Raw genomic sequence first — 16,659 nt, 5'->3', positions numbered from 1 at the left:
CCTTCCCACTTAGACATCACAATAGCAGCTAATGCGTTACCTACTACGTTGACAGATGTACGAAGCATATCTAAAATGCGATCAATACCAGCAATGAATGCCATACCTTCTAGAGGTAATCCCATTGAACCCAGTGTTGTTAATACAACAACAAATGATGCTCCTGCAACTCCTGCCATTCCCTTAGAAGTCAACATCAACACAAGTAAAAGTGTAATTTGTTCTATGAAAGATAAATGAATGCCATACATTTGTGCAATGAAAAGGGCAGCAATTGCTTGGTAAATGGATGATCCATCAAGGTTAAACGTATATCCTGTCGGAATAACAAATGATGTGACAGCTTTCGGACAACCAAAGTTCTCCATTTTCGTCATTAACCTTGGCAATACTGCTTCAGAGCTTGCGGTTGTAAACGCTAAAATTAACTCATCTTTTAAAATTTTTATAAGCACTAAAACATTAGTTCCAGCCATTTTTGCAATAATACCTAATACTACAAAAACAAAGAAAATCATGGTCAGATATATAACGAGTACTAACTTTCCTAAAGGGATTAATGAACCAATTCCAAATTTGGCTACATTGACACCGATTAATGCAAATACGCCAAATGGAGCAAATTTCATTACCAAATTTGTCATCCAAAACATGGATTCTAATACACCCTCAAAGAAATTCAAAACAGGTTTACCTTTTTCTCCAATCGCTGCAACTCCTAGACCAAATAAGACTGAGAAAAAGATAATCGCTAATAAATTCCCCTCAGTTAGAGATTGAAAGATATTAGTTGGTATAATATGAACGATTTGATCTCCTATTCCTGTACTCTCAGTTGTTTTAGATGTTTCTTCATATTTGGATATATCACCTTTCTCAAGGTTCCCCATATCTATACCAGTACCTGGATGAAATATATTTGCGGCTAATAAACCAATAGCAAGTGCAATTGTGGTAACGATTTCAAAATAAAGAATCGTTTTTCCACCTAGCTTGCCGAGCTTTTTAATATCGCCTACGCCAGCTATAGATACGATGAGTGCGGATACAACGATAGGAATGACAATCATTTTAATGAGGTGAAGAAAAATATCACCTAGAGGTTGAAGAATGGCCATCACTGTATTATTTCCATAAAAAACAGCACCTATCGCAATCCCAAACGCAAGGCCAATAAAAATCTGTGTAGCTAATCCGAATTTTTTCATGTTGTAACCCCTTTCATTTCCTGCTACATTAAAACAAGGTATTCATTTTTGTTTTAATAGAAGGTTAAGTCTAGTCTATAATATCATCTACAGAATACGACAGAAATCTACAGGAACACACAAAAGGGCAAATATAGTATTTATAAGATTTAATATTTTTTGTTTGAATTATGCATAGCCAACCTTTAAGTTCTAGTTGCAAAGTGGTTCAGAACGGGAGAGAAGTGTATAAATGGGCATGTTGAACACCCCCCTTAGGCATATCAGAATTATTAGAACAAGCAAACTACAAAGATGAAGTGAATTGGTTTTCTCCACACAGCGACAACTTAAAAATGATTGAGTCTATATGTGAAAGATTGGATTTTTACTCTCTTCTGTATATTGATCTATAAAACTGACCAAACTAATAACATGTTCCCCTATTTCGATAAATTTGAAAATCCTTTGCTACTTATAGCAAAGGATTCTTTTTTGCTTATTAATATTCATTAAAATATTCTTGGATTTTTTTAGGATCCTTTGTTTTAGTTAAAGCAAGCATTAAGAGAATACGAGCTTTCTGGGGATTCAATGAATCAGACGTGACAAACTTATCTTTATCATCTGAAGCTTCATGAGTCACAGTCCCATTACCCACACGGCTAGATCTAGTGATGACTACCCCTTTTTCAACAGCATCTTTAGCACCCGATAGAGCAGCAGCAGACATTGATCCATTTCCGGATCCTGCTACTACTATTCCTTTTGCCCCTGCTTTTACAGCAGCATCATAAAGGTATCTATTATCATTTTGGTATGTATAAAGAATGTCTACTTGAGGAAGTTTATCAAGTTTTGAAACATTAAAAATTGATTTTGTCGTATGTTTACGAGTAGGTTCATTATAAAACAATACCTTACCCCCAGCAACTTCTCCAACATATCCTTGTTCAGGAGATTTAAACGTATCCGTTGCTGTAGTATTTGTTTTTGTTATGTAGCGAGCTGCACCAATTCGGTCATTCAGAGTTACTAAAACCCCTTTATTTTTCGCTTCTTTACTAGAAGCAATCTCCACTGCGTTGTATAAGTTTAATGGACCGTCTGCGCTTATAGCCGTAGCTGGTCTCATTGAACCAACAATAACAACAGGTTTTTCACTTTTTACTACAAGATTTAGAAAGTAGGCCGTCTCTTCCAAAGTGTCTGTTCCATGTGTCACTACAATTCCATCAACATCCTTAGATGCTAATAAAGTATTAATTCGTTTTGCTAACTTTAATAAAGTTGAATTATCCATATTTTCACTTCCGATATTTGCAATCTGTTCTCCACTAACATCTGCTAGTTTTTTCATCTGAGGAACAGCCTTTATTAACGTTTCAACACCAAGAGCTCCTGCCTTATATCCAGTTGTAGCTGTATCACTATCAGAGGAACCTGCAATTGTACCACCAGTAGCTAAAATTTTTATATTAGGTAAATCTTTTTTTTCCGAATGGTTTACGACTGTTTTGGCATTATTGGTTGTTGCATCAGCAGATAGGCCAATTCCTGAAAATAATAATGCAGCAGATAAAATGGTTATTCCTAAGTTTTTTCTTAGTTTCATAGTTAACTGTCTCCTTTATGTATGTAGAAAATTTGTAAGTAATATAATACTAATAATATGGAAGCAATTTTTTCTCTATAGTTAGTTGTCCATTAGAAATTCCTCCATTAAAGTATAATTAATAAAAATATAGATATAATTAAGCGTTTTCATTTTCTTCTAACAAGAACATAGCTTTAATCTATAATAGGAACTACATAATCATACAGAAAACAACAAAAAAATTATAAATTTTCTAAAATTAAATTTGATAATTTATGTAAAATAGAGCGAGAAAATCATTAAAGGTTTAACAAAATGAGGTTAAGTGAGCTAATTGATGCTCGTTTTACATAAAATAATTTCACCTTCACTTTTTGTGGTAATCTAATAAAAGTCAACTAGAAAAGAATGATCAACATGGAAGAAAAACAGCAGCAAGAAATAGATCTTGATAAAGTGTAAGACTATGATGAATATCCAGATAAGGTCAGTGGCAGATGCGACAACTGCAATTCATCTTACTTCAAAAGTTCTGTAAAGGGCGGCGTATTCTTACGTGAATGTCGAGAATGCGGGATGAAAAAGAGTATTTAAACATAGATGATATAGAAAAAGAGAAGGTTAAAAACCTTCTCTTTTTTAGTTTAACTGTGTTTTAGCCATCTTAAATTAGAAGAAACGCCTTACTCTCTAGGTGTTTTTTCTAATTTATCATGTTATAACCTTTCTCTTAACATAGAAATTTCATCAATTAAATCCTTTATTAATCGTCCCAATCCTGCTAATTGCTCATCTTTGCGATCATAATCATCAATTTTCATAGATAGTTCTAAAATACGACAGGTCTCTTCAACTGTCAGGCCATGATCTCTTGCAAGAGTTTTTACTGTATCAAGAAATTTAACAGCATCATTATCAAAATAATCTTTTCGGGGTGTTTGATTAAATAATGTTCCCATTTTCTCTCTCCTTAAAAGTTTAATATTAGTAAATTGTACAAATGAATCAGTGCCAGATTTGTAACTAGTACAGGCTGAGAGATTATATTTATTGCAAAGGCGCATTTTTAAAACTTGAGGCATTCGATTTACAATGTTACTGACTATAACGTATTCGATAAGCATCTAACGATCACCTACTGCGGTAGCTAATTAGTATCAAAAGAATAACTACTTCGTTTGGTAATCAGTATCTATTTATTTAATGATAATGATTAAATATGCGCGATGATATGTAAAAACTAAGCATTGCTATCTTATAAACAATGACATCAATATAGGCTTTTTTTCATATTATATTTTGGGGGTGAATAAATGGCAAGAGTAAGTTACCGAAGTGCAGACATTAACTTAATGGCAAGGATGATGCGAGCAGAAGCTGAAGGTGAAGGAAGACTAGGGATGTTATATGTTGGAAATGTAATTGTTAATCGTCTAGCAGCGAATTGTTTAGACTTTAAAAATTTAAGAAGCGTTTCACAAGTTATTTATCAAGTACAGGGGGGGAATTATTCATTTGAAGCTGTTCAAAAAGGGAATGTATTTTATCAAAGAGCGAGAGGTGTTGAAAGAAGATTAGCAAAGCAGAATTTGGATTATTGGAGACAACACCCAGCGAAATTTGCTCTTTGGTATTTTAATCCACATGCTCCGTGCCCTCCAACATGGTACGGTCAACCTGCATCTGGTCAATTTAAAAATCATTGTTATTATGAACCAAAACCTGATACATGCGCTAGTGTTTATAGAGGTTAGATTATTGAGGAGTTATGATTAATTCTGGAGTAGTATGGGGGAGCTACGAATACAACATTTTAGTCGTAAGAGCTTGTAGCTAGCGCTATTTCTCCAATGCAACTCCTATAGATCATGTGACAGTAGTCCGTTTAAAAAAACTTTCCCCCCACTGTAGCCTATTTCTTTAATCTTTATTTTGATGTATTTTTATCTAGCGAAATAAAAAGGGAACTTCCTGGTTAGTAGGTGTTCCCTTGTTTCGCATAAGCAGTTAATCAAATGAAACAAGAAATAATACTAATAAGGTAAATAAATCATAAAAAAAGAGGAAGAGAACTCTCTTCCTCTTTTTTATAGCGTTATCATTAACATTCCCTGTAATAAGCATATTAAATAATGTAACTACAAGATGATAGACTTAATGAATTTCAGTAATGCCCGATAAACGAATAGAGAATATATTGTGTTGTTCATCCTCTAGAGAAAGAGTTTGATCATGAAGATTAAGATCATTTACACGTCCCTTACATGTTTGTAATAAACCGTTTTGATAATAGTTAATGGTAATGACACCTTTCTTTCTTAATGCTTTCAATATCATGCTCCGTTCTCCTTTCTTCCTAATAACTAATGTAGGAATTTGTTATTCAAATAAGTAATTATCATGCAGAATTTGTGAGAAAATCATACAAGTTATAAGTTATATTGTTTTATATTATTTAGTATACAACAACTTCGGAGGAAACGCTTACATTTTATTGTGTAAACTTTGTGAACTTTCAACAGAAAGAAAGCTCAAAGAATAAATCTAAGAGCTTTCTAAAATACTTATTTAACAGCTTCTTTTAACTCTTTACCCGGTTTAAAAGCAGGAACCTTCGAAGCCGGAATTGTCATTTCTTCACCTGTTTGAGGGTTACGACCTGTACGCTCTGCACGATTGCGTACCTCAAATGTACCAAATCCAAGTAGTTGGATTTTTTCTTCTTTTGCCAGTGTATTAGAAATCGTTTCAAACAACGCATCTATTGCTTTTTTAGAATCTTGTTTTGTTAGTTCTGTTTTTGTTACAACTGCATCGATTAATTCAGCTTTTTTCATAGTTAACTACCTCATTTCTTATTGGATATAGTATGTATAGGTGAAGAATATATCATATATTCTTCATACTAGTCAAACGTATGTTCTTTTTATCAAGTAATTATAAAAACGCATTATAAAAAAATGCCTGAGTTTAGCACTGTGACAAAATGAAACTCGTTCATGCTAGATAATGATTCATTCCCTAAAAAATTCAGCCCTATATTGTTTTAAAAACATGTATGTATATATTAAACTTGGCTTAAACTGATAAAATATTTCCCAATCCCTGAGTTTTAAAAAAGCCTTTTCTCCCGTTGAGCAAAGGTTACTTTTTTACTATTCTTTATAAAGACAATCATAGTCATGAGTATTAGTGGATGAGACAATAAATGTTGGTTGTCCCCTTTGATTTTTATGAAGGACCTTCACACCAGAACCTGGGCAAGCAAAAAATCCTCTGGAATGCATGTAGCTGAATATTGTGATTTCCTCGGGTTTAAAAACGCCCATTTTCGTTCCACAATGAATATATACAGCTTCTTTTACACTTGGCATTGGATCACTCCCCTATATACGTTGAGTAGCTTTCTATTTTAGTATATAAAAAATGAGTGGATAATTTAACCTTTTTCAACTTAATTAATGTAAAATACAGGAAATTTCCTTAATTAGAAGTCGAAGAATAAAAGAGGAAAAGGAATATATGTCTAGAATTCATATCTATGTTTCAATCCAGCTATTGTACCTTCTTGTAAATGAGCTTTTATTTAATGCTTAAAATATCATTTCGATTTTTAGCGCAAATTCTTTTTAATTGTTTAACAGGTGGAAATTCCCTGTACTTAATTCGTTTTAACTTCCATACTTTATATATGTAGCATACCCTTATCAATTTACCTCATTGCTTTAACTCGTAAGAGCATTAGTTTTAGAATCCTTCTAATGGATACGCAAATTAATAATTGGACTTGGAAACGGAGCGATACGATGAATAAGACGTATGATATCATCATTACCGGTGCTAGAGTTGCCGGCTCTACTCTTGCTATTTATCTTGGGAAGGCAGGTTTCCATGTGTTGTTAGTAGACCAAGCGACCTTTCCAAAGGATACATTATCAACCCATACTTTTTTCAATAATACTGTCGCTCTTCTTCGAGAAATCGGTGTCATGGACAAACTATTGGAAACAAACGCCCCACCGGTACAGGATATTAAATTTCAATTTGAGGATACCGCGATAGAAGGACTCATCCCTAAGGTTGACGGAGAAGAAAGTTGTTACTGCATTAGAAGAACTTATCTCGATCAGATCCTACTTGAACAAGCCAAATCACAAATGAATGTAACCGTTCTAGAAAGGTTTCGTGTGACGGATGTTATTCATGCTGACGATACAGTAGTAGGGGTGGAAGGTCTAGATGGCAATAACGAGAAACAAGAATTTTTAGCTCGCCTGGTAGTCGGGGCAGACGGCAGATCCTCAATTATTCGCAAGCTGGTAAAAAGTGAACTCAAAATAAGCATTTCGGCAAAAGTCGGCATCTATTTCGGGTACTTCTCTGAATTTCGCCATGACAATGTCCCTAAATTTGAAGTATACAAGATAAAAGATAACACAGCCATTCTCTTTCCAACGAATGATAATTTATATGTTATCGCCGGCATTTTCCCATTAGAAAATAAGGAATTGATAGGACGATTGAAATTAAATCCAGAAAGCTGTCTACGCAATTTCTTAACAGATAACTTTCCGAATACAACAATAGGGACGCGTTTAAAAAATGCGGAATTAGTAGAACCGGTTAAAGGCATTCTCAGATATGATAATTACTGGTACAAAGGAATGGGAAAAGGGTGGGCGTTGGTTGGAGATGCAGTTTGTTTTAAAGATCCTAGCATGGCACAAGGTATCCATGATGCTATATGTGGAGCACGTATATTATCCAATATTCTCTCAAAATATAAGGGACAATCCAATCAATCAAATCAAATATCTGAAGAATATCAAAAGGCAATAGAAGACGAGTTTATGGTTCGGTTTCACATGGGATGTCAAATTTCGCAGAATGAACGCATCTCTGAACAACAGAATGCTGTCAATAAGCTAATCAGTTCTCATCCAGAGGCTATAGAGAAGTTTTTAGGGATTTATAATTACTCAAACGAGCCCGATGCTTTAGAAAAAGAACTCACACGAATTATGCAGTCAATCTAGCAATAATTTTGAAATTGACCCAAGAGTTTTCAAGAATTAGCAATGAGGGGAAGGTAAACCGAGGGCAGGAAGGGATATATCGAAAACAAAGATTTTATTCTGTTACGATTAGTACATTTTATCTAAAACATACTCAATATAAAAAGCCACTTGTTTCATACAAATGGCTCTTTGTTACGTTGAATACATTAAATCATTCCCATCACTATGAGAGAAGTTTATGAATCTGCAAAGAATGGTGTTAGCTAATAATAGTCAGATAGAAATGGAAGAGAAATAACGGCAAGAAATAGCAAGAGCAAATGTTTATATGTCTGATTTATAGTATGGCATATACACACATAATAATGAAAATAGTCAATATATAAAGTTCCACCATGTAAATATAGTACTTTCTCATTATTTCATATAATAAGTAACTAGCTCGTAGCAACGTTCTCTAGTCATTTCATGTAAAATACGAGCTTCTTCAGCATAAGCCAAAGTTCCTCCTCCAGCTTCTTTCAACTCTTTTTGAGAAGCAACATCTCTATCTTTAATCCATTGACGTTGTTTGATTTTTAGATCATTCATTTCTGATGCAGATAATTGTTTTTTTAATTCACCATAGATATCGTTCAACACCTGATCCCACATTTGATAATTGGCTCCAGAAGCTTGTCTTCTGTCACCATCAATCTGATCATTAACTGGCTGTACTTCACTAGCTCTAGTTTGCTCTAGTAAATCTAAATAATAAGCTTTTTTGCTATTAGTTATCGTTGTACCTGAACTATTTGTTGATGGAGTGCTTGTAGTTGGCCCAGTCTTTGAAACAGTAGTAATCGGCCCATTTTTAGCTATATCAGTTAAGTATAATTGATTATTGATAAGCACTGCTGTGTACATCCAATTGTATTTATTTGTTTTTTGAGATCCATCTGGTTGTATAACAGATACAGTCTCTACAGTTTGTATTTTATAAAGAGGCCCATCCGAAGAGTTACCTGCTTTCGTAAAATTCACTACAGAATAATCTACCCAGTTCTCTTTAATACCCTTCTTATATAAGTTGCTTACCAATGATTGTTGGTCATTATATAATGAACCTCTTAAAACATGTGAAACGTTACTGAACTGTCCAGTATTAATTGCAGTGGTTAGTCCATTTATGTAGTCAGCCATTACTAGAGCTGCCGTATCTTTAGTAACAAAATCGTCATTTGAGACTGTATTTGGATTAGTTGCGTTTTGCTGATTACTATTTTTGTGAACAGCACTCGCGTGATCGCTACCTTTGATAGTTGAAGATTCTCCAGTATTGTTTTCTTTAGCATTATTACTATCTTGATTCGCTTTATTAGCACTGTTATCACTGGTCTCCTGGCTACTAACCTCTCCAGTTTCTACTGGTTTTGAATCGACTTTTTCTTCTTGTTGACAGCCAGAAACCAGTAAAGAAGTTATCGTTATTAATAAAAAAACACCTTTTTTGTACATAGTTGTTCCCCCTCTAAAAGTTGTTAATTTTATGTGTATTTTACCAATATTAAAAGCTAATATAGCAACGTTTTATTCCTTAATAATGAAATATTATAAATTTTTCGAAGCAGTTTATTAATAATTAATTCGTAAAAAACAGTCTCAAAGTAAGAGACTGTCATCTTATTCCTTATGTGAGAGCAAGAATACTTCATGAATAGGAACTAGTTTTTAATCTTCCCACAGTTCATTCATCAGGTCTTCAATCTCTTTTTCTCTTTTCTTAGTTTCTTGCCTATCAACCGTTACTTTATTTCCTATAATGTAAACGACATCTCCAACTTGTGTATCCTCAGGGAAGATATCTTTTGGATAATCTTTTGTTATGCCTTCAATTTCAACAACAGCAAATCCCTCTTCAAATCGATCAATAATCCCTTTTATCTTTTTCATAATTACCTCGATTTTTTAACAGAATAAGACGTTCCATCACCAGTGATAATAATCGTACCACTTTGGTCTGTTCGCAGAATACTTGCTTTCGAATTTTTTAGTAAGTTCACAATCTGAGAAGTAGGGTGTCCATAACTATTTTTACCCACGCTAATCACTGCATACTTAGGTTTTACAACATCTAAGAAATTCTTACTAGTGGAAGTTTTAGCGCCATGATGACCTACTTTAAGCACATCTGCACGTAATGTTTTCTTCGCCTTTATCATGTCTGTTTCTGCTTTAGTTTCCGCATCACCTGTAAATAAAAATGTATTCTTTTTATAAGCCATATGCACGACAGCACTCCAGTCATTTAAATCACTATTCGCATATGTTTTAGTAGGACCGACAATTTGCGCATTTACATCTTTAACAGGTAGCTTTACGCCTGCTTGTGCCGTTTTGATCGTTAATTTCTTCTTTTTTACAGCATTTAAAAAGTCTTTGTAAGCTTGCGTGTTATTACTTACTTTTGGTGCGTACACATTTTCTACTTTGAACGCATTAATCACTTCGTCTAACCCACCAATGTGATCAGCATCTGGGTGAGTAGAAATTAAAACCTCTATATCATCGACTTTTTGCTTCTTTAAATAACTTACGACTGCGTTTCCTTTTCCTTTGTTTCCACCATCAATAACAATGTCCTCACCATTAGGAGCTTTAATATAGATACTATCTCCTTGACCTACATCAATGTAGTGCACTTTCATGGTTTTTGGTGTTGCTGCGTAAGATGAAGCTGGAGCTATAGCAATCCCTATCCCTATAGCTAGCGAAGAAACAATCTTCATAGCACGACTTCTCATTGTTTTATCCACTTTTTATACATGTATTTTCAATTGAAATAGCACTAGTAAACATCATCGAACACGAGATGCTCACACAATATGGAGAATTATGGCGACAACTTTTTTTTGTTAAGTGTGGAACTGACCTATATGACAATCTCCCATTACTATTCAGATTGAACCCCCTTCAAACTATCTTCACTGATCATGAATTACATGACTTATGTATATTAGCAGATATTAAAAATGCTCTAGCAACGCTTTTGCCCATTTCTCAAGATGATGTTGATCACCTTATTAATGTCTTGCAGCACTTAAACAAAAAGAAAACCCTCTTATTATTTATCTAATTATATTCAATAATGGGTTATTAAGAAAATCTTGTACCTAACAGGAATAACAAGCTTTTCAATGTGATCGTATCGAATTAGAACGTGTGATATAGGAAGAAGAAATCTAGTCGTGATATACTAATAACAAACATAAACATGACGGAGGGCATTATGACAAAACGGTTAGATTTACGTGTCGACTTTGCGTTTAAATCGTTATTTGGCACACATGGAAATGAATCCATTTTAGCTGCCTTTTTAAATGCAGCGCTTCGCTTTCCAGATGATAAGAAAATTCAAACGGTCCAATTATTGGATCCGCATTTTAACAAAGAAAACCAAGAAGATAAACGCTCCATTCTAGACGTACATGCACAGTTAGAAGATGGAAGCCGTGTTAATATTGAAATTCAGCTTAATAATAAGCATGACATGGAAAAGCGAACACTTTATTACTGGTCCAAAATGTACAGCAGCCAAATGAAAGAAGGCATGGACTACGGAGAGCTTTGTAAAACCATTACCATCAACATTGTAAACTTCCGTTATTTATCTCATATTAATCATTATCACTCCACCTTTCAGTTATATGAACGTGAACAAAAATTACTCTTAACGGATATGATAGAAATTCATTTTATGGAGCTACCTAAGTTATTAATTAAATGGCGTAACAGAGAGGTAGATCCACGAGAAGATCAGCTTGTACGATGGTTATTATTGCTTGAAGCATCGGAAGATGAAGAAATCACTCAAGTATTGGAGGAGATTGCAATGCAAGAAGATCACGTGCTAAAAAAAGCAATAGATGAGTGGGAACGCGTAAGCCAAGATCCAGAAGTATTATTAGCTTATGAAGCCCGAAGAAAAGCATTATTAGATGAGAAGTCAGCTTTAAAAAGAGCTGAAAGAAAAGGGAAAGAAGAAGCTATAAAGTTAATGGCAATTGGAATGATTCAAGAAGGTATAGCCAGCAACATAATAAGTAAATTAACAGGGCTTTCTATAGAAGAAATTGAAAAGCTTCGTCATCAATAAATATAAAAAAGAGCCGTATCTAAAAGATACGGCTCTTTTTTCGAACATGGCAAATGTTTAATTTTCATGACAAGGAAATGAAACATCTAATCCCACTTTTTACAGTGTCATTTGTTTCTAAAAATTAGTATAGGGAGCAGGCACGGAAATGATACATCTATTATTTACCACGAATGCACTTCTCCTACAATAGGAAACTTAAAAGAAACAAGGAGGTGACACAACATGGCAAACAACAAAAGTAGTAACAACAACGAATTATTAGTATACGGTGCTGAACAAGCAATCGATCAAATGAAATATGAAATCGCTAGCGAATTTGGTGTAAACCTTGGTGCTGACACAACTGCACGTGCAAACGGATCAGTAGGTGGCGAAATCACTAAGCGTCTTGTACAAATGGCTGAGCAACAACTTGGCGGTGGACATTTCTAATACAACTTCATAAAGCGATGGCAGAAGGAAGAATGAGTTTCATTCTTCCTTTTTCTCTGCGGGCTGTTTTGTACTATTTCGTACAAAACAGCCCTTTTGGGCAACTGCATAGATACGAATAAAGAGTGACTTTTACTGCTCCTTTGATTGTTGCTTAACTTGTATGCTAATTTTGGTAAGATATTCTTCTTCGTCATTAGTTTTTAGTGAATCGTATAGATACTCTTCATACGCATGTCCTACAATAGCATAGCCTTCTGACTTAATAAAATTAGTTATATAAAGGTACGATGACTCAATATTTTTATAGGGGCCTTCGTGATAATAAATGGCATAAAGACCTTCTGGCCTTGAATGTTCTGTTTCCAACTCACTATAAGAAAATAAATAATCAACCCTCTCAAACCTCTCTTGAATTAGGGTATCTTTTGTCAATAGAGATCCAATAGGAACCGGAACATGCAAACCTATTTGCTTCCCAAAGTGTTTATATTGCTCTGACCACTCTTCTACAGTGTTCATGCCTTCATTTGCAGTTTCATTGCTTAGAATGATGTACTTTTTCTCCATTTTTCGAATATAAACCTTCCTAATTTTAACATCTTTTAGTTCCTCTTCCGTTGAAATAATCTGTTTAAAGAAACGTTGGATTTGAAGTAATTTTTCAATTTCTTTTTCCACTATAACGGTTTGTTGCTTTGCCATTTGAACAAATTTATGTTTGTTTTGAGAACTAAGGTACTCTTTCAATTCCTCAATTGATACGCCCAATTTTCGCAGAGACTGGAGTGTGGAGAATGATTTAATTTGATCATAGGTATAATAGCGATAACCATTTAAAAGTTTGCCCGCAGGTTTGAAAAGATTAATTTTATCGTAATAAAATAATGTATCTTTCTTCACCCCCACGTAGCTAGCAAATTCTCCTGTAGTTAAAGTTTTAGTATTTTTTCTCTCCAAGATAAAAACTCCTCTTGACTATAGACTAACTCCATACTTCATACTTTATCATAAGCGAACGCTGTATTATATAGCATGGAAGATAAAGATACATCAAGCTATATAAACTTTTGCATAGCAATCTATATAGACGGAGGTTTACATATGAGTAAGACAAAAAGAAGTACACTATACCTCTTACTTATAAACATATTTATTGTTTTTTTAGGAATTGGTTTAGTCATACCTGTATTACCAAGCATTATGAATGAATTAAACATTAGTGGTACAACGGTTGGCTATTTAACAGCAATATTTGCCCTAACACAGTTAATTATTTCTCCATTCGCAGGGAAAGCAGCTGATAAATTTGGCCGAAAAATCATGATAGTGATAGGGTTATTTATTTTCAGTGTCTCAGAATTATTATTTGGAATGGGGAAAACAATAGAGTTATTATTCATATCACGTATTTTAGGCGGTGTCAGTGGCGCTTGTATTATGCCTGCTGTGACAGCTTTCATTGCAGATATAACAACATTGGAAACACGACCAAAGATGCTAGGGTATATGTCGGCAGCTATTACCACTGGACTAATTATCGGGCCTGGTGTCGGCGGCTTCTTAGCTGAGATTGGCACGCGAGTACCCTTTTACTCAGCTTCAGCCCTTGGATTTGTTGCTGCAATCTTATCCGTTATGCTATTAAAAGAACCAGCTTCTCCTAAAGAGGATATAGAAACCAAAGGGCTAGTAGAGAAGAAGAGTGGCTTGAAGAAGATATTTCTGCCTATGTTTCTTATTGCTTTTGTAGTCATTTTTGTATCGACCTTTGGGTTAACAGCATTTGAGTCATTCTTTAGTTTATATGTTGATCATAAATTCGCGTTTAGTCCATTGGATATTGCTATTTCAATCACAGGTGGTGCCATTATAGGTGCAATATTTCAGGTTGTACTATTCGAACCGTTAGTAAAGTATATGGGTGAAATTAATGTAATTCGTTGGTCATTGGTATTGTCTGCGATTTTAGTTTTTACCATGACATTGGTGAACTCGTACTGGACAGTTATGACAGTCACATTTACCGTATTTATAGGTGCAGACCTAATTCGTCCAGCTATAACAACATACTTATCACGCATCGCCGGCAACGAACAAGGTTTTGTTGGAGGAATGAACTCTTTTTTCACCTCTTTGGCTAACATGTTTAGCCCTATCTTGGGTGGCATTTTATTTGATATTAATATTAATTACCCATACTATTTCAGTACGGTTGTAATCATCATTGGTTTAGCCATCACTATGCTATGGAAAAAACCTAAAATTGAAGAGTTAAATCTATCTAAAAAGAGTACCTTGTAAATTTTTATATTTAATTCCGATTTTCCGTAAAGGAAGTAAAAAAGAGAACACCATCTAAAGAAGGGTTCTCTTTTTTGAGTTTTCACTCAGCTTTCATGTATATTGCAAGTTTGTTGCATGATCTTAGTTGGACTTTTTATTATTTATGCCGGGTGGAAGCGTCCATATGATAAAATTAGTTCGACCCCTGAAATATGGATACTTGAGCTCCTCTTTATTATCATTGAAAAAATATTTAAGGTTTCAGCAAGCTTATGCGTGTCTCATTTATGGTTGTGAGGACTGCTTGGTACCTTCTTTTCTTTTTAATGTTGATTACATATGCATACTAGAATAAAAAAAGAAGTTACCTAAGGGTGACTCCTTTTTCACTTATCACTATTCATGCTGGTCCTGCTTCTCATTATGCTCTACTTTAATCTTTAGGACATCTTTGAATCTCTCGTCCATTTCATAAAAAATATAATTCACTAGGCCAATCCCTAACATATAAAATAGATCACGTATGCTATGCTCATCTAACGATCACCTACTGCGGTATATTTTCTTTTTTATTTTTACAAGTAGACAGTAAAGTTTACTGCAGTAGCTACACAGTATCTATCTTGTTAGTCTTAGTACATTTTATTTAATATATCAGCAATATAAAAAGCCACTTGTATGAAACAAGTGGCTTTTTGCTACGTTGAATACATTAGATAATTCACGTATTATTCCCATTGCTATTATAACACGACTTACCGGTCTTTTTAATACATCCTCGTCTTGAAGACATGCAATTTATAATTTAGATCTGTCCTGGAATTGTATGAGAGTATGTATTAGCAATCTCCTTTTTATTTTATAAGATATTCTGTCCTCTATCCCAGAGAGTAAAAAAATTATAAAAAATACATAACTAATAGGTTTTCTTTTATAGCGCTACTTGCTGGCTTCCTATTTTTAATTCAACTACTTTTTTACAAATATATTCTAATCTATTGAATGATTTTCTTGATTCTCTGTTTTATTGCTGTGTTTTAAACCTTCTTTAATTAATGCTCTTATTGCTTCATTTCGATTATTGTATCTTTTTTCATGCCAATAATCTTCTATTTCCTCTAATTGTTCAAGTGGGAAGGTAACAAGGATTTGTTTGTTTTTACTTTTATCAACTACCAAAATAAATCCCTCCTTTTAAGTAGTATACCCACTATAACAGATATTGAACATAAGCCTTATGTTGGTTATAATGGTACACATTACATATATTACTTATATTGGTTATATGACCAATATAATTAGTGCTATGTATATACTAAACAGGAAAAAAGGGGAATATAGGTCAATGAAAAAGTTCTTAGTAAATTCTTTAACAGTATTTGCACTTGCTTTTGTAACCCTGTTCGGGAGCTTAGGAGCTACAGCTGAAGCAACCGCAACAAAAAATGATGATTTAATTATTATTAACAAACACTACAACAAACTTATCTACTACCATAATGGGTATGTTGAGATGATTGAACCAGTTGCTACGGGGAAAAGTTGGGAGAAAACGCCTGTAGGCCACTTTAAAATTGTAAATAAAATTAAAAACCGCCCATACTATACAGGACACATTCCAGGGGGTGATCCACGTAATCCACTTGGGAAACGTTGGTTAGGATTAAATGCAAATGGAACAAATGGTGATACCTATGCGATTCATGGTAACGCAAATGAATCAAGCATTGGTAAATATGTGAGTCAAGGTTGTGTACGAATGCATAATGCTTCCATTGAAAAGCTTTATGACAAAGTGCAAGTGGGTACGCCTGTTAAAATTACAAACTCACCTAAGAGTTTTCAAGAATTAGCAAAGATCTACGGATACAAATTCAAAGGATATAATACTAAATGAGTAAAAAGCCATCTATAATAGATGGCTTTTATTATCTGAAATTTTTGTTATTTACGTTCTGCCATCTGCATTTGAAATATTTCTGTTTCTTTGATACCTGCTCT

At 34.1% G+C, this 16,659-nt stretch carries 17 protein-coding genes and 2 pseudogenes; 8 read left to right on the top strand and 11 right to left on the bottom strand.

What is annotated here, in order from left to right:
• Positions 1–1,208 (bottom strand): cation:dicarboxylate symporter family transporter (locus ACFX4N_RS27820; RefSeq protein WP_377263474.1); only part of this gene is annotated, 1,208 nt, incomplete at its 3' end.
• A 170-nt stretch (positions 1,209–1,378) separates the two neighbouring features.
• Here ACFX4N_RS27820 and ACFX4N_RS27815 point away from each other — a divergent pair.
• Positions 1,379–1,567, top strand: a pseudogene (locus ACFX4N_RS27815) (ketoacyl-ACP synthase III); the annotation flags it as partial.
• Positions 1,568–1,689: 122 nt separating this feature from the next.
• Here ACFX4N_RS27815 and ACFX4N_RS27810 read toward each other — a convergent pair.
• Positions 1,690–2,802, bottom strand: coding sequence for a type II asparaginase (locus ACFX4N_RS27810; RefSeq protein ID WP_192101457.1), 1,113 nt, complete (start codon positions 2,800–2,802; stop codon positions 1,690–1,692).
• Between the two features lie 399 nt (positions 2,803–3,201).
• Between ACFX4N_RS27810 and ACFX4N_RS27805 the strand changes: the two are divergent.
• Positions 3,202–3,378 (top strand): annotated as a pseudogene (locus ACFX4N_RS27805) (DUF8096 family protein).
• Positions 3,379–3,500: 122 nt separating this feature from the next.
• Here the strand turns inward: ACFX4N_RS27805 and ACFX4N_RS27800 are convergent.
• Positions 3,501–3,743 (bottom strand): hypothetical protein, encoded by a 243-nt coding sequence (locus tag ACFX4N_RS27800; protein WP_057240706.1) that lies wholly within the window; start codon positions 3,741–3,743, stop codon positions 3,501–3,503.
• Positions 3,744–4,097: 354 nt separating this feature from the next.
• Here ACFX4N_RS27800 and ACFX4N_RS27795 point away from each other — a divergent pair, with 354 nt between their 5' ends.
• On the top strand, positions 4,098–4,538 hold the full coding sequence (locus tag ACFX4N_RS27795; RefSeq protein WP_301264713.1) for a cell wall hydrolase: 441 nt from the start codon (positions 4,098–4,100) through the stop codon (positions 4,536–4,538).
• Between the two features lie 400 nt (positions 4,539–4,938).
• Here the strand turns inward: ACFX4N_RS27795 and ACFX4N_RS27790 are convergent, their stop codons facing one another.
• From ACFX4N_RS27790 to ACFX4N_RS27780, 3 genes are all read right to left on the bottom strand, one after another.
• On the bottom strand, positions 4,939–5,121 hold the full coding sequence (locus ACFX4N_RS27790) for a YolD-like family protein (protein WP_029324141.1): 183 nt from the start codon (positions 5,119–5,121) through the stop codon (positions 4,939–4,941).
• 227 nt (positions 5,122–5,348) lie between these two features.
• Positions 5,349–5,621 (bottom strand): HU family DNA-binding protein, encoded by a 273-nt coding sequence (locus tag ACFX4N_RS27785; protein ID WP_016766532.1) that lies wholly within the window; start codon positions 5,619–5,621, stop codon positions 5,349–5,351.
• Between the two features lie 318 nt (positions 5,622–5,939).
• On the bottom strand, positions 5,940–6,158 hold the full coding sequence (locus ACFX4N_RS27780; protein WP_192101003.1) for a hypothetical protein: 219 nt from the start codon (positions 6,156–6,158) through the stop codon (positions 5,940–5,942).
• 432 nt (positions 6,159–6,590) lie between these two features.
• On the opposite strand from ACFX4N_RS27780, the gene ACFX4N_RS27775 reads away from it, so the two are divergent.
• Positions 6,591–7,820 (top strand): NAD(P)/FAD-dependent oxidoreductase, encoded by a 1,230-nt coding sequence (locus tag ACFX4N_RS27775; RefSeq protein ID WP_192101002.1) that lies wholly within the window; start codon positions 6,591–6,593, stop codon positions 7,818–7,820.
• A gap of 399 nt (positions 7,821–8,219) precedes the next feature.
• Here the strand turns inward: ACFX4N_RS27775 and ACFX4N_RS27770 are convergent, their stop codons facing one another.
• The 3 genes from ACFX4N_RS27770 to ACFX4N_RS27760 form a co-directional block, all read right to left on the bottom strand.
• The gene (locus ACFX4N_RS27770; protein ID WP_192101001.1) at positions 8,220–9,299 is read right to left on the bottom strand and encodes a lysozyme inhibitor LprI family protein; all 1,080 of its coding nucleotides are present in this window, start codon (positions 9,297–9,299) and stop codon (positions 8,220–8,222) included.
• A gap of 213 nt (positions 9,300–9,512) precedes the next feature.
• Positions 9,513–9,734 carry a DUF3006 domain-containing protein gene (locus ACFX4N_RS27765; RefSeq protein ID WP_192101000.1) on the bottom strand — a complete coding sequence of 74 codons (222 nt, stop codon included), beginning with the start codon at positions 9,732–9,734 and terminating at the stop codon, positions 9,513–9,515.
• A gap of 2 nt (positions 9,735–9,736) precedes the next feature.
• Positions 9,737–10,585, bottom strand: a complete 849-nt coding sequence (locus ACFX4N_RS27760; RefSeq protein WP_192100999.1) for a ComEC/Rec2 family competence protein — start codon at positions 10,583–10,585, stop codon at positions 9,737–9,739.
• Positions 10,586–11,070: 485 nt separating this feature from the next.
• Between ACFX4N_RS27760 and ACFX4N_RS27755 the strand changes: the two genes are divergently transcribed.
• Positions 11,071–11,937, top strand: a complete 867-nt coding sequence (locus ACFX4N_RS27755; protein ID WP_029325520.1) for an Rpn family recombination-promoting nuclease/putative transposase — start codon at positions 11,071–11,073, stop codon at positions 11,935–11,937.
• Between the two features lie 225 nt (positions 11,938–12,162).
• The gene (locus ACFX4N_RS27750; RefSeq protein WP_192100998.1) at positions 12,163–12,372 is read left to right on the top strand and encodes an alpha/beta-type small acid-soluble spore protein; all 210 of its coding nucleotides are present in this window, start codon (positions 12,163–12,165) and stop codon (positions 12,370–12,372) included.
• Positions 12,373–12,504: 132 nt separating this feature from the next.
• On the opposite strand, the gene ACFX4N_RS27745 is transcribed toward ACFX4N_RS27750, so the two are convergent.
• Positions 12,505–13,332, bottom strand: coding sequence for a MerR family transcriptional regulator (locus tag ACFX4N_RS27745; RefSeq protein ID WP_192100997.1), 828 nt, complete (start codon positions 13,330–13,332; stop codon positions 12,505–12,507).
• Positions 13,333–13,476: 144 nt separating this feature from the next.
• Between ACFX4N_RS27745 and norA the strand changes: the two genes are divergently transcribed.
• Complete coding sequence (norA, locus tag ACFX4N_RS27740; RefSeq protein WP_192100996.1) at positions 13,477–14,676, top strand: multidrug efflux MFS transporter NorA; 1,200 nt, start codon at positions 13,477–13,479, stop codon at positions 14,674–14,676.
• A gap of 972 nt (positions 14,677–15,648) precedes the next feature.
• Here norA and ACFX4N_RS27735 read toward each other — a convergent pair.
• Positions 15,649–15,837, bottom strand: a complete 189-nt coding sequence (locus ACFX4N_RS27735; protein WP_029325517.1) for a ribbon-helix-helix domain-containing protein — start codon at positions 15,835–15,837, stop codon at positions 15,649–15,651.
• A 166-nt stretch (positions 15,838–16,003) separates the two neighbouring features.
• Between ACFX4N_RS27735 and ACFX4N_RS27730 the strand changes: the two genes are divergently transcribed.
• Positions 16,004–16,555, top strand: coding sequence for a L,D-transpeptidase (locus ACFX4N_RS27730; RefSeq protein ID WP_098547487.1), 552 nt, complete (start codon positions 16,004–16,006; stop codon positions 16,553–16,555).
• Positions 16,556–16,659 lie beyond the last annotated feature (104 nt).

This window comes from Priestia sp. YIM B13551 (assembly GCF_042787905.1).
Lineage (GTDB): Bacteria > Bacillota > Bacilli > Bacillales > Bacillaceae_H > Priestia.
The sequence above is the reverse complement of the archived record's forward strand: the minus strand, read 5'-3'. Positions and strand labels throughout refer to the sequence as shown.